The sequence below is a fragment of the Streptomyces sp. MGP-P1 genome, from assembly GCF_057766565.1.
The window spans coordinates 790,677-803,731 of sequence record NZ_JBYMEM010000007.1 but is presented as its reverse complement, the minus strand read 5'-3'; the positions used below and the strand labels follow the sequence as shown (position 1 = coordinate 803,731).

Here is a 13,055-nt window from a genome sequence, read left to right as displayed (position 1 = left end):
GCCCCGGTCGGTCGGGGTGGGCGGGGGCTTCGGCTTCAGGACATCAGCTCTGCGGGAGGGCCGCCAGCTGGGCGCCGATCCGCTCGATGTCGGCCTCGGCCTTGGAGAGCCGGCCGCGGATCTTGTCGACCACGTTGTCCGGGGCCTTGGCCAGGAAGGCCTCGTTGCCGAGCTTGCCCTCGGCCTGGGCCTTCTCCTTCTGCGCGGCCTCCAGGTCCTTCGTGAGGCGCTTGCGCTCGGCCGGCACGTCGATGGTGCCGGACAGGTCAAGGGCGACGGTGGCCCCGGCGACCGGGAGGGAGGCCGTGGCGTGGAAGCCGTCCCCGGCGGGCTGGAGCCGCAGCAGCTGGCGGATGGCCGCCTCGTGCGGGGCGAGCTCCGTGCCGGTCAGGGTCAGCTCGGCCGGGACCTTCTGGCCCGGCTGGAGACCCTGGTCGTTGCGGAAGCGGCGGACCTCCGTGACGACCTGCTGGACCAGCTCGATCTCCTTCTCGGCCGCGTCGTCGCGGAAGCCGGAGTCGCCCGGCCACTCGGCGATGACGATCGACTCGCGCCCGGTGAGCGCGGTCCACAGCGCCTCCGTGACGAACGGGACGATCGGGTGCAGCAGCCGCAGCATCACGTCCAGGACCTCGCCGAGGACCCGTCCCGAGACCTCGGCCGGACGGCCGCCCGCGAAGAACGTGGTCTTGGACAGTTCGACGTACCAGTCGAAGACCTCGTCCCACGCGAAGTGGCGCAGCGACTCACTGATCTTGGCGAACTGGAAGTCGTCGTAGAACGCGTCGACGTCGGCGACCGTCTTGTTCAGACGGGACAGGATCCAGCGGTCGGTGACGGACATCTCCTCGACCGGGGGCAGCTCGCCCTCGATCGTGGCGCCGTTCATCAGGGCGAAGCGGGTGGCGTTCCAGATCTTGTTGGAGAACTTCGCCGAGCCCTGGACCCACTCCTCACCGATGGGCACGTCGGTGCCGGGGTTGGCGCCGCGCGCGAGGGTGAAGCGCAGGGCGTCGGAGCCGTACTTGTCCATCCAGTCCAGCGGGTTGACGACGTTGCCGAAGGACTTCGACATCTTCTTGCCGTGCTCGTCGCGGACCATGCCGTGCAGGACGATGGTGGAGAACGGCGGGACGCCGTCGTTGACGTACAGGCCGAACATCATCATCCGGGCGACCCAGAAGAAGAGGATGTCGTAGCCGGTGACCAGGACGGAGTTCGGATAGAACTTCGCGAGGCTGTCGGTCCGTTCGGGCCAGCCGAGGGTGGAGAACGGCCACAGGCCGGAGGAGAACCAGGTGTCCAGGACATCGCTGTCCTGGGTCCAGCCCTCGCCCGTGGGCGCCGCGTCGTCGGGTCCGACGCAGACGACCTCGCCGTTCGGGCCGTACCAGACGGGGATGCGGTGGCCCCACCAGAGCTGGCGCGAGATCGTCCAGTCGTGGAGGTTGTCGACCCAGTCGAAGTAGCGCTTCTCCATCTCCTGCGGGTGGATCTTGACGCTGCCGTCGCGGACCGCGTCACCGGCGGCCTTGGCGAGCGGGGCGACCTTGACCCACCACTGGAGGGAGAGGCGCGGCTCGATGGTGGTCTTGCAGCGCGAGCAGTGCCCGACGGAGTGGACGTAGGGCCGCTTCTCGGCGACGATCCGGCCCTCGGCGCGCAGGGCGGCGACGATGGCGGAGCGGGCCTCCAGCCGGTCCAGGCCCTGGAAGGGGCCGGGGACGGTGATGACGGCGCGCTCGTCCAGGACCGTGAGGAACGGCAGGTCGTGGCGCTTGCCGATCTCGAAGTCGTTGGGGTCGTGGGCGGGGGTCACCTTGACCGCGCCGGTGCCGAACTCCGGGTCGACGTGGTGGTCGGCGACGACGGGGATGGTGCGGTCCGTCAGCGGCAGGCTGATCTGCTTGCCGACCAGGTGCTTGTAGCGCTCGTCGTCGGGGTGGACGGCGACGGCGGTGTCACCGAGCATCGTCTCGGCGCGGGTGGTGGCGACGACGATGGTCTCGTCCCCGCCCCCGTACGTCATGGAGACGAGCTCGCCGTCGTCCTCCTGGTACTCGACCTCGATGTCGGAGATCGCGGTGAGACAGCGGGGGCACCAGTTGATGATGCGCTCGGCGCGGTAGATGAGCCCGTCGTCGTACATCTGCTTGAAGACGGTCTGGACGGCCTTGGACAGGCCCTCGTCCATGGTGAAGCGCTCACGGGACCAGGCGACGCCCTCGCCGAGACGGCGCATCTGACCGGAGATCTGGCCGCCGGACTCGTTCTTCCACTGCCAGACGCGCTCGACGAAGGCCTCGCGGCCCAGGTCGTGGCGGGACTTGCCCTCCTTGCCGAGCTCGCGCTCGACGACGTTCTGGGTGGCGATGCCGGCGTGGTCCATGCCCGGCTGGTACAGCGCCTCGTAGCCCTGCATCCGCTTCCGGCGGACGAGGGCGTCGATCAGGGTGTGCTCGAAGGCGTGGCCCAGGTGGAGGGACCCGGTGACGTTCGGCGGCGGGATGACGATGCTGTACGGCGGCTTGTCGCTGTGCTCGTCGGCTTCGAAGTACCCGCGCTCCACCCAGCGCTCGTACAACTTCCCCTCTACATCGGCCGGCGCGTACTGGGTCGGCAGTTCGGGGTTGCTGGCGCTTGGCTGCTGAGTGTTCTCGGTCACGGGAGACAGTTTAGGGCCGTCACAGGTCTGCACTGAAACGGGATAGTTCAGTAACGGTGTCCGACCCGATCCCCCATGTCAGGGCTGCTTCGGTCAGGATGTTCGCAACGCATGAGGAATTCTGGAGGGGACACCGCAATGAGCTACAACCAGCCGGGCCCGTACGGCGGGCAGCCGCCGCAGGGCCAGCCCGGACCGTACGGACAGCAGCCGGGCCCGTACGGAGCCCCGCCGCCCCAGGGCCCCCCGCAGGGCCAGCCCGGCTACGGCTACCCGCAGCAGGCCCCGCAGGGCGTCCCCCCGCAGCAGCCGAACCCGTACGCGCAGCCGCAGCAGCCGCAGCAGGGTTACGGCTATCCGCAGGCCCAGCAGCCCGGCCCCTACGGCCAGCAGCCGCCGGCGCCTCCGTACGGCGGGCAGCCGGGGTACGACGGGCAGCAGCCGCAGCAGCCGAAGAAGAAGACCGGCCTGATCGTGGGCGTGGCCGTGGTGGCCCTGGCGGTCATCGCGGGCGGGGTGTACTTCCTGACCTCGGGTGGCGGCAGCGGTGACGTGGCGGACTCCACCAAGGGGTACAAGCTGACGCCCCCGGCCTCCGTGGAGGATTACACGAAGAATCCCTCCAAGCCCGCGGCATCCGGCCCGGCCACCGGTCAGGACAAGACCGAGGCCGAGGCCATGGGCGTCAAGGACGCCAACAAGGCGGGGGCCCAGTACCAGAGCGGCAGCAAGGACAATCCGCTGGCGCAGAAGGTGCTCATCTTCGAAGGCGTCTGGGGCGAGATCTCGGACCCGGCGAAGACGCTCGACGGTGCGTTCGCCAAGGCCGAGAAGAACATGACGAAGGACGCCGGCACCGGCACTACCAGCGACGGCAACAAGGCCTCCTGGGTGGGCAGCCCCAAGGAGTTCAAGCCGGACGGCTTCGACGGTGCGCTGATGAAGTGCCAGGAACTCAAGGTGGACACCAGCCAGGGCAGCTCCGCCTCCACGAAGGGGCCGAAGGCGTTCGCCATGCCGGTCTGCATCTGGGCCGACTACAGCACGGTGGGCATCGTCGCCGGTCTCGACGTCGCCTCGGCGCTGACGGAGAAGTCGGTGCCGCAGGAGGAGATGGCCGCCCTCGCCGCCAAGCTCTACAACACCTCCCGCACCAAGATCTGATCCGACCTGATCTGATCGCTCAACGCCGAAGGGGCGCCCGCCGGTTCATCCGGTGGGCGCCCCTTCGGCGTTGCCAAGTCCTCTGCGGCTAGGCCGACTTCTCGTGCCGGCCGCCGTCGTTCTTGCCGATCGTGCGCGGCTCGCGCGGGACCAGCGTCGGGTTGACGTTGTTGCGGACGACGTCGGGCGTGATGACGACGCGGGCGACGTCCTTGCGGGACGGGACCTCGTACATCACGGACTGGAGGACTTCCTCCATGATCGCGCGCAGACCGCGCGCGCCGGTCTGGCGCAGGATCGCCTGGTCGGCGATGGCCTCCAGTGCCTCGCGCTCGAAGTCCAGCTCGACACCGTCGAGTTCGAAGAGGCGCTGGTACTGCTTGACCAGGGCGTTGCGCGGCTCGATGAGGATCTGGAGCAGGGCCTCGCGGTCCAGGTTGTGGACCGAGGTCAGCACGGGGAGACGGCCGATGAACTCGGGGATCATCCCGAACTTCACCAGGTCCTCCGGCATGACCTCCTGGAACTGGTCGCTCGCCTGGATCTCCAGCTTGGAGCGGATCGTGGCGCCGAAGCCGATGCCCTTGGCGCCGGCCCGGGACTCGATGATCTTCTCGAGGCCGGAGAACGCGCCGCCCACGATGAACAGCACGTTCGTCGTGTCGATCTGGATGAACTCCTGGTGCGGGTGCTTTCGTCCGCCCTGCGGCGGTACGGAGGCGGTGGTGCCCTCCAGGATCTTCAGCAGGGCCTGCTGCACGCCCTCGCCGGAGACATCGCGGGTGATCGACGGGTTCTCGCTCTTGCGGGCGACCTTGTCGATCTCGTCGATGTAGATGATCCCGGTCTCGGCCTTCTTGACGTCGTAGTCGGCCGCCTGGATCAGCTTGAGCAGGATGTTCTCGACGTCCTCGCCGACATAGCCGGCCTCCGTCAGCGCCGTCGCGTCCGCGATGGCGAACGGGACGTTGAGCATGCGGGCCAGCGTCTGCGCGAGCAGCGTCTTGCCGGAACCCGTGGGGCCCAGCAGGAGGATGTTCGACTTGGCCAGCTCGATCGCGTCCTCGCGATGGGCGGCGCCGCCGTTCTCCCCGGCCTGGACCCGCTTGTAGTGGTTGTACACCGCGACCGAGAGGGCCTTCTTCGCGGGCTCCTGCCCGACGACGTACCCCTCCAGGAACTCGTAGATCTCGCGAGGCTTGGGAAGCTCCTCCCAACGCACCTCGCTCGTCTCCGCGAGCTCCTCCTCGATGATCTCGTTGCAGAGATCGATGCACTCGTCGCAGATGTACACACCGGGTCCCGCGATGAGCTTCTTCACCTGCTTCTGGCTCTTTCCGCAGAACGAGCACTTGAGCAGGTCGCCGCCATCACCGATGCGTGCCACGAGGTGAATCCCCTTCGCCTGGGAGACGCCTGGTTCAGCGACTCCTGGTGCCTCTGTCCGACGGTACCTTGCCTGGGCCCCCGTTCGGGCCCCCCTTGGCACGGTTCACACGGCCGTGGCCGTGCAAACGGAATGTGCCAAGGGGAAAGACCGACGTCAGAGCGATGCGCCCGCGGTGGTCTTGCGGGTGGAAACGATCTGGTCCACCAGACCGTACGCCAGGGCGTCCTCGGCCGTGAGGATCTTGTCGCGCTCGATGTCCTCGCTGATCTTCTCCAGCGGGGTCGTCGAGTGCCGGGCCAGCATCTGCTCCAGCTGGCTGCGCATCCGGAGGATCTCGTTGGCCGCGATCTCCAGGTCGGAGAGCTGCTCGCGGCCCGTCTGCGAGGACGGCTGGTGGATGAGCACCCGGGCGTGCGGGAGCGCCATGCGCTTGCCCGGGGTGCCGGCGGCGAGCAGGACCGCGGCGGCGGAGGCCGCCTGGCCCATGCAGACCGTCTGGATGTCCGGCTTCACGAACTGCATCGTGTCGTAGATCGCGGTGAGCGCGGTGAACGAGCCGCCGGGGCTGTTGATGTAGATCGAGATGTCGCGGTCGGGGTCCATCGACTCCAGGCACAGCAGCTGCGCCATGACGTCGTTGGCCGAGGCGTCGTCGATCTGGACGCCCAGGAAGATCACGCGCTCCTCGAAGAGCTTCGCGTACGGGTCGTACTCGCGCACGCCCTGCGAGGTGCGCTCCACGAAGCGCGGGACGACGTAGCGGTTGTCCACCTGCGGGCCGGTGTAGAGGCCGCTCGCGGAGGCGCCGGAGAAGTTGTTCATGTGGGTGTTCACCATCCTGGTGGCGTTCTGTGGGCTGGAGGTCTCGGCGTGCGAGAGACGTACGGGAGGTGGTGCGGCCGGTCCGGTGGGAACCGGATCAGGCACCGGTGCCGCCGCCGCCCGGGATGCCCGACGCGACCGTGATGATCTCGTCGATGAGGCCGTAGTCCTTGGCCTCCTCCGCCGTGTACCAGCGGTCGCGGTCGCCGTCGCGGATGATCGTCTCGACGGTCTGGCCGGAGTGGCGGGCGGTGATCTCCGCCATCCGCGTCTTCGTGCGGAGCAGGTACTGGGCCTGGATCTTGATGTCCGAGGCCGTTCCGCCGATGCCGGCCGAACCCTGGTGCATGAGGATGTCGGTGTTCGGGAGCGCGAAGCGCTTGCCCGCGGTGCCGCCGGTGAGCAGGAACTGGCCCATGGAGGCGGCCATGCCCATGCCGATGGTGATCACGTCGTTCGGGATGTACTGCATGGTGTCGTAGACCGCCATGCCGGCCGTCACCGAACCACCGGGGCTGTTGATGTAGAGGTAGATGTCCTTGTCGGGTTCCGCGGCAAGGAGGAGAAGCTGTGCGGTGATCTTGTTGGCGATGTCATCGTCGACCTGCTGACCGAGGAAGATGATGCGCTCGCCGAGCAGTCGGCTGTAGACCTGGTCACCGAGGCCTCCACCGAGGGACGGCTCTCCGGCGGCGTAGGGCATCAGATTCGTCACGTATCCACCTGCTCGTCTCTGACGGCTCCGGCCGTCTCAGCGTCTTCGTACCGGGCGGGTGAAGTCACTGCCCCACCCTTCCTCTTCATGGACCCTAACGCGCAGGTGGGACAACGCCATCCCGCTTCCGCAACTGTTCGCTGGGAGCGCAAGGTCCGCAGTGGGCACAAGGGTTCCGGGGCTCGCACAGCGATACGGCACTCCGCGCCGCGATACGGCGACGGGCCCCGGACGCGTGGAGCGTCCGGGGCCCGTCGTGCCGGGCGGCGCGAGGGCCGCCCTGGGGATCGGGACGAGGCTCAGGCCTCGTTCTTCTCCTCGGCCTTGTCCTCGGTGGCGGCCTCGGCGGGCGCCTCCGTGGTCTCGGCGGTGGCCTCGGCGGCCTCCTCCTCGTCCTCCAGGTCGACGACCTCACCGTTGGTGTCGACGACCTTGGCGGCCTCGACGACGACGGCGAGCGCCTTGCCGCGGGCGACCTCGCCGACGAGCATCGGCACCTGGCCGCCCTCGACGACGGCCTGGGCGAACTGGTCGGGGCTCATGCCGGAGGAAGCAGCGCGCCGCATGAGGTGCTCGGTGAGCTCCTCCTGGTTGACGTTCAGCTTCTCCTTGTTGACGAGCTCGTCAAGGATGAACTGGGTCTTGATGCCCTTGATGGCCTGCTCGGAGGTCTCGTTCTCGAACTCCTCCAGCGTCTTGCCCTGGATTTCGAGGTACTTCTCGAGGTCGAGACCCATCTGACCGAGCTGGTGGTGCTCCAGGTTGTGCTTGCGGGTCTGGACCTCGTCCGCGAGCAGCTTCTCCGGGATCGGGACCTCGGCGAGCTTCAGCAGCTCCTCCAGGACACGCTCCTGGGCCTGGGTGGCCTGGTCGTACTGCTTGGTGGTCTCCAGGCGCTTGCGGCTGTCGGCCTTCAGCTCCTCCAGCGTGTCGAACTCGCTGGCCATCTGGGCGAAGTCGTCGTCCAGCTCGGGAAGCTCACGGGCGGCGACGGCGGTGACCTTGACGGTGACCTCCGCGGCCTTGCCCTCGGCGGAGCCGCCCTTCAGCTCGGAGGTGAAGGTGGCCTCGCCACCGGCCTCCAGGCCGGTCACGGCCGCGTCGATGCCGTCGAGGAGCTCGCCGGAACCGATGGTGTACGAGACACCGTCGGCCACGCCGTCCTCCAGGACCTCTCCGTCGACCTTGGCCTCCAGGTCGATCGTGACGACGTCGCCGTCGGCGGCGGCGCGCTCGACCGGGTTGGTGGCTGCGAAGCGCTCACGGAGCTGCTCCACGGCCTTCTCGACCTCTTCGTCGGTGACCTCAAGGGCGTCGACGGTGACCTCGATGCCGGAGTAGTCCGGGATCTCGATCTCGGGGCGTACGTCAACCTCGGCGGTGAAGGCCAGCAGCTCGCCGTCCTTCAGCTCGGTGATGTCGACCTCGGGCTGGCCGAGGACGTTCAGCTCACCCTCGTTGACCGCCTCGGTGTAGAACTTCGGGAGGGCGTCGTTGACGGCCTCCTCCAGCACCGCACCGCGGCCGAACCGCTGGTCGATGACCCGGGCGGGGATCTTGCCCTTGCGGAAGCCCTTCACCGTGACCTGCTGGTTGATCTTCTTGTACGCCGCGTCGAGGCTGTCCTTGAGCTCCTCGAAGGGCACCTCAATGCTGAGCCGAACCCGGGTCGGGTTCAGGGTCTCCACGGCGCTCTTCACGGTTCGGTCTCCTTGGTGGCTGACTTCTTGGGGTTCTGCTGGGCCGCCGATTGGCGGCTTCGCGGACCGAGCCCGGTACATCAGACACACGGGCACGCATTTTGCATAGTAACGGCAAGGGGGATGACTCCCACAATGCGATCTTGCTGGTGGTCGGGGTGGCCGGATTCGAACCGACGACCTTCCGCTCCCAAAGCGGACGCGCTACCAAGCTGCGCCACACCCCGTCGGTGCGACACGTAGGGTACATGCCCCGGAGCCGTGGTTCCGCCGCTTTACGGAACGGCGTCAGGGGGTCCGGTCCGGGACCGGACCGGTGGCCGGCGCAACGGGTGTGCGGGCACCGCCGCCGACCCGCTACGATGCTCTTCGTGCCGCGGTCCACGGACCTGCGGTGCGACGCTTGCGGGCGTAGCTCAATGGTAGAGCCCTAGTCTTCCAAACTAGCTACGCGGGTTCGATTCCCGTCGCCCGCTCCACGCAGTCGAGGGCCGGGCCGGAGGATGATCCTCCGGCCCGGCCCTCGTGCGTCGTGGTGTTTTCAGGACCCCGTTCCGGAGCCCCGGCAGCCGGTCCCGGCCTCAGAAGCTGATCTGGTTGATGGTGTCGGCTATCGAGTTCATGAACCTGTTGATCGACGGCGCCATGCCGGTCGACGCCAGGAAGAAGCCGAAGAGCACGGCGACGATCGCGGGACCGGCCTTGATGGAGCCACCACGGATCATTACCACCAGGATGACCGCGAACAGCAGCACCATAGACAGTGAAATAGCCACGTCTGATCACACCCTCGGTCGGTCCGCCTTGCCGGCCCGGAAGCGTGCACCACCGCGCGCCCCGTCGCCCCCATCGTGCCACCAACTCCCCCGTGGTTGTTGCCGGGTGACGGAACGGACTGACGGGATCCCGCCATCCTTCACGGGACGGCGCCATCACCGCGGCAGGCGCGGCAGGACGCCCGCACCGCACCCTTCCGGGGCAGGGCGCTGGAGCCGCGGGGCCCTCGCGCCATCGTGTGCGCCGGCCATGGAATCCCGGCGGCCGAATATCCACCACGTCGATCGTTTCCGCATCCCCACACTTCATTCACAGGCAATTGACAGCGTGAATGCGACGTAATTCACTTCACCCAACATCCTGCCGATATGCACCATTTAAGCGGGATCAAGTATGTCATAGCGGGCGGTGTTCGACGGTTTCGCATTCGAATAGAGGGGAACACGCGATATCTCCCCGCAGTTTTACGCGAGGCAATCGACCGGTCTAAGGTGCCTTAGATGTTCCAAGCTCCGAGCGTATTTCAGAGGGCCCCGCTCCCCCCGGCGACCCGGGAGTCGGAGCCCAGACGCGAGCAGACGCTCACCGCCACCGCACCCCGGCCCGCCCCCGGCCCCAGCGCTCAGGACGCCGCCGCTCCGGCGTCCGCGGCGGCGAGGAAGCGCGATCCCTACTTCGACAATGTGAAGTATCTGGCCATCGTTCTCGTCGCGGTGGCGCACGCCTGGGAACCCGTGATGGACGGCAGCCGCGCCACCCGGGCGCTGTACATGATCGTTTACACGTTTCACATGCCGGCCTTCATCCTCATCTCCGGCTATTTCTCCCGTTCGTTCGACATGACGCCGTCCAAGGTGAAGCGGCTGATCACCTCGGTCGCGGTGCCGTACGTGCTGTTCGAGACGGCCTATTCACTCTTCAAGCGGTACGCGGGCGATTCGCCCGACATGGCGATCAGCCTGATCGACCCGTTCTTCCTGACCTGGTTCCTGATCGCCCTCTTCATCTGGCGGGTGACCACGCCGATCTGGCGCACGCTGCGCCATCCGCTGCCGGTGGCGCTCGCCATCGCCGTGCTCGCCTCCGTCTCCCCCGAGATCGGCGACGACCTCGACCTCCAGCGGGTGCTGCAGCTCCTGCCGTTCTTCGTGCTCGGCCTGCTGATGAGGCCCGAGCACTTCCAGCTGGTCAGGCGGCGCGAGGTGCGGCTGCTGTCGTTGCCGCTGTTCGCCGGTGCGCTGCTCTTCGCGTACTGGATCGCCCCGCGCATGGAGCTCGGCTGGTTCTACCGCGCCAACAGCGCGCAGGAGATGGACGCGCCGTGGTGGTCCGGCGCGGTGATGACGCTCGCGATGTTCGGCTGCGCCCTGGCGCTGACGGTCGGTTTCCTGGCCTGGGTGCCCGGCCGGGCCCGGTGGTTCACGGCGCTCGGCGCCGGAACGATCTGCGGCTACCTGCTGCACGGCTTCCTGGTCAAGGGGGCCGAGTACGCGGGCCTGTTCGACCGCCACACCTGGCTCTCCGACCCGGTCGGGCTGATCGTCGTCTCGCTCACCGCGGCGGTGGCGGTGACGCTCATGTGCACCCCATGGGTGGGGCGCGCCCTGAAGTGGGTCACCGAGCCGGAGCTGAAGTGGGCGTTCCGGAAGGACCCCGCGGGGCGCTGAGCCCTCTGGCGGACCGGCCGCTCACGGAACGGCCGACGCCGCCCGCTCGCCGTTCTCCCCGATCCACCCGCCGGCCCGGCCGCGGGTGGATCAGTGCGTCTCCGGGTTGGCCGGATTCTTTCGGTCCGGGGGTGATTCGTCTCCGGCCAGCCCCAACAGCTCGCGTACCTGCGCATACTTCGCCGCCAGTCGGGTACGGGTCGCCGCGTCCAGGACCGCGAGGCGCTCGGGATCCGCGTTGTGGGCGAGGTCCGCCTCCTTGACGAGCAGCGCGCCCGGCGTGGCCAGGATTCGCGCGGCGTACGAGGACAGCTCCTCGCCCGGCCGTTTGGTCACCGCCAGGACCATGTCCTTCACCTCCTGCGGCAGGGCCGCGGCGGCCAGCCACTCCGCCGGGAGCGCGGCGTCCTCGATCGCGTCGTGCAGCCAGGCCGCCGCGATCTGCCCGTCATCGCCGCCGCGCACCCGCACTCCTTCGGCCACCGCCGCCAGGTGCTCGGTGTAGGGACGGCCCGCCTTGTCGGTCTGCCGGGCATGGGCCCTGCGGGCGATGGCCTCCACGTCGGCGAGGCTCAGATCATGTCCGGTCATGGGCCGACCCTACGGCCGTGCGCGGCAGGACGGCCGGGGCCGTGTCCGAGCCGGTTCCGGGGCCGAGGCCGAACTCTTCTCGCCCGCCGGGCTGTTGATGTCGCCACCCGGCGGCCCCCAGAGCGGAAGCGGGATGACAAATGATGACAATCCGGCAGACCCATAGTTGCAGGATCAATCGTTCGGTAAACTAATTACTGATGGATTCTTAATGCCCCCTTGACCAGCTCTTGACCGACCTCGAAGGATCAGGCTCATCGGACACGCAGACACCCTCCTCGCCATGGGCGGCGCCTTCCTGGCCGCTGCCGTCCTCGCCCGCCTCGGCGGCCGCATCGGGCTGCCGACGATTCCCTTGTTCATCCTGGCCGGGATCCTCCTGGGCCCGCACACCCCCGGCTACACGCTCCTGAAGAACCCGCACGACCTGGAGATGCTCTCCGCGCTGGGACTCGTCCTCCTGCTCTTCTACCTGGGGCTCGAGTTCCACATGGACGACCTCAAGACCGGCGGCCGGAAGATGGCCATCGCCGGCGGGACGTACCTCCTGCTGAACGTCGGCGCCGGTCTCGCCTTCGGCTTCGCGCTGGGCTGGGGCACGGCGGAGGCGCTGGTACTCGCCGGTGTCCTCGGCATCTCCTCGTCCGCGATCGTCACCAAGATCCTGGTGGACCTCGGGCGCATCGGAAATCCGGAGACCCGGCCGATCCTCGGCATCATCGTCGTCGAGGACATCTTCCTCGCCCTGTACCTCGCCGCGCTCCAGCCGATCCTGTCCGGTGCGGACAGCCTCTCGGCCGCGCTGCTCGACGGCGGCAAGGCCTTCGGCTTCCTGCTGCTGCTCGCCCTCGCGGCCCGGTTCGGCACGAAGCTCATCGGCAAGCTCATGAACACCAAGGACGACGAGCTGCTCGTCATCTCCTTCCTGGGCGTGGCCGTCTTCGTCGCCGGTGTCTCCGAGATGTTCGGCGTCGCCGACGCGATCGGTGCGTTCATGGTCGGCCTGATGCTCGGCTCCACCTCGTCCGCCGACCGCATCCTGAAGCTCGTCCACCCGCTCCGCGACGCGTTCGGCGCGATCTTCTTCTTCGCCTTCGGTCTCTCCATCGACCCGGGCGACCTCCCGAGCGTGCTGTGGCCGGTGCTGGCCGCCGTGGTGCTGACGCTCGCCATGAACATCGCGGCCGGGCTGGCGGCGGCGCGGGTGTACTCCTTCGGCGCGCAGGCCACGTCCAACATCGCCACCACCCTGGTCGCCCGCGGTGAGTTCGCGCTCATCCTGGCCACGATGGCGGCGGCCGCCGGACTGGACGAGCGGCTCTCGCCGTTCATCGCCGGCTACGTCCTCCTGCTCGCCGTCCTCGCGCCGCTGGCCGCCGGACGCTCCCACTGGCTGGCCCGCGTCCTGCCCGGCGGCCGCAGGAAGGACGACGACCAGGACCAGAAACAGGTACCGGTCTCGGTCTGAGCGGCAGCGAACGGCGGAGAGGCGCCCCGCTACCCGGTCTCCGGGCGACGGGCGCCTCTCCGCCGTTCGGCGTCCGGTGTCGGGCGCCTCTCCGCC

The 13,055-nt window shown here is 68.3% G+C and carries 10 protein-coding genes and 2 tRNA genes; 4 read left to right on the top strand and 8 right to left on the bottom strand.

What is annotated here, in order from left to right:
• Positions 1-43: 43 nt before the first annotated feature.
• A complete protein-coding gene (locus AC3CH1_RS25195; protein WP_488465010.1) occupies positions 44-2,665 on the bottom strand; it encodes a valine--tRNA ligase in 2,622 nt (873 codons plus the stop codon).
• A 138-nt stretch (positions 2,666-2,803) separates the two neighbouring features.
• Here AC3CH1_RS25195 and AC3CH1_RS25190 point away from each other — a divergent pair, with 138 nt between their 5' ends.
• Entirely contained in the window at positions 2,804-3,829 is a 1,026-nt protein-coding gene (locus AC3CH1_RS25190; protein ID WP_488465009.1) for a hypothetical protein, read from the top strand.
• A gap of 88 nt (positions 3,830-3,917) precedes the next feature.
• Here AC3CH1_RS25190 and clpX read toward each other — a convergent pair whose 3' ends face one another.
• The 5 genes from clpX to AC3CH1_RS25165 form a co-directional block, all read right to left on the bottom strand.
• Positions 3,918-5,216: an ATP-dependent Clp protease ATP-binding subunit ClpX gene (clpX, locus tag AC3CH1_RS25185; RefSeq protein WP_403911584.1), complete on the bottom strand. Its 1,299-nt coding sequence runs from the start codon at positions 5,214-5,216 to the stop codon at positions 3,918-3,920.
• A gap of 156 nt (positions 5,217-5,372) precedes the next feature.
• On the bottom strand, positions 5,373-6,056 hold the full coding sequence (locus AC3CH1_RS25180; protein WP_361868380.1) for an ATP-dependent Clp protease proteolytic subunit: 684 nt from the start codon (positions 6,054-6,056) through the stop codon (positions 5,373-5,375).
• A gap of 82 nt (positions 6,057-6,138) precedes the next feature.
• Positions 6,139-6,744: an ATP-dependent Clp protease proteolytic subunit gene (locus AC3CH1_RS25175; protein ID WP_361868721.1), complete on the bottom strand. Its 606-nt coding sequence runs from the start codon at positions 6,742-6,744 to the stop codon at positions 6,139-6,141.
• A 311-nt stretch (positions 6,745-7,055) separates the two neighbouring features.
• Positions 7,056-8,456, bottom strand: a complete 1,401-nt coding sequence (gene tig, locus AC3CH1_RS25170) for a trigger factor (protein WP_488465008.1) — start codon at positions 8,454-8,456, stop codon at positions 7,056-7,058.
• Positions 8,457-8,606: 150 nt separating this feature from the next.
• Positions 8,607-8,683 (bottom strand) — tRNA-Pro (locus AC3CH1_RS25165).
• 178 nt (positions 8,684-8,861) lie between these two features.
• Between AC3CH1_RS25165 and AC3CH1_RS25160 the strand changes: the two genes are divergently transcribed.
• Positions 8,862-8,935 (top strand) — tRNA-Gly (locus AC3CH1_RS25160).
• 102 nt (positions 8,936-9,037) lie between these two features.
• Here the strand turns inward: AC3CH1_RS25160 and AC3CH1_RS25155 are convergent.
• Positions 9,038-9,232, bottom strand: a complete 195-nt coding sequence (locus AC3CH1_RS25155) for a hypothetical protein (protein WP_026290750.1) — start codon at positions 9,230-9,232, stop codon at positions 9,038-9,040.
• A gap of 501 nt (positions 9,233-9,733) precedes the next feature.
• Between AC3CH1_RS25155 and AC3CH1_RS25150 the strand changes: the two genes are divergently transcribed.
• Positions 9,734-10,900 carry an acyltransferase family protein gene (locus tag AC3CH1_RS25150; RefSeq protein ID WP_488465007.1) on the top strand — a complete coding sequence of 389 codons (1,167 nt, stop codon included), beginning with the start codon at positions 9,734-9,736 and terminating at the stop codon, positions 10,898-10,900.
• A 90-nt stretch (positions 10,901-10,990) separates the two neighbouring features.
• On the opposite strand, the gene AC3CH1_RS25145 is transcribed toward AC3CH1_RS25150, so the two are convergent.
• On the bottom strand, positions 10,991-11,491 hold the full coding sequence (locus tag AC3CH1_RS25145) for an HD domain-containing protein (RefSeq protein ID WP_488465006.1): 501 nt from the start codon (positions 11,489-11,491) through the stop codon (positions 10,991-10,993).
• 283 nt (positions 11,492-11,774) lie between these two features.
• Between AC3CH1_RS25145 and AC3CH1_RS25140 the strand changes: the two genes are divergently transcribed.
• Entirely contained in the window at positions 11,775-12,959 is a 1,185-nt protein-coding gene (locus AC3CH1_RS25140) for a cation:proton antiporter (RefSeq protein ID WP_488465005.1), read from the top strand.
• Positions 12,960-13,055: the final 96 nt, after the last annotated feature.

Coding starts and splice junctions, on each gene's coding strand:
- AC3CH1_RS25175 (WP_361868721.1), bottom strand. CDS start 6,744: ATGCCCTACGCCGCCGGAGAGCCGTCCCTCGGTGGAGGCCTCGGTGAC.
- AC3CH1_RS25190 (WP_488465009.1), top strand. CDS start 2,804: ATGAGCTACAACCAGCCGGGCCCGTACGGCGGGCAGCCGCCGCAGGGC.
- AC3CH1_RS25150 (WP_488465007.1), top strand. CDS start 9,734: ATGTTCCAAGCTCCGAGCGTATTTCAGAGGGCCCCGCTCCCCCCGGCG.
- AC3CH1_RS25145 (WP_488465006.1), bottom strand. CDS start 11,491: ATGACCGGACATGATCTGAGCCTCGCCGACGTGGAGGCCATCGCCCGC.
- AC3CH1_RS25180 (WP_361868380.1), bottom strand. CDS start 6,056: ATGGTGAACACCCACATGAACAACTTCTCCGGCGCCTCCGCGAGCGGC.
- AC3CH1_RS25140 (WP_488465005.1), top strand. CDS start 11,775: ATGGGCGGCGCCTTCCTGGCCGCTGCCGTCCTCGCCCGCCTCGGCGGC.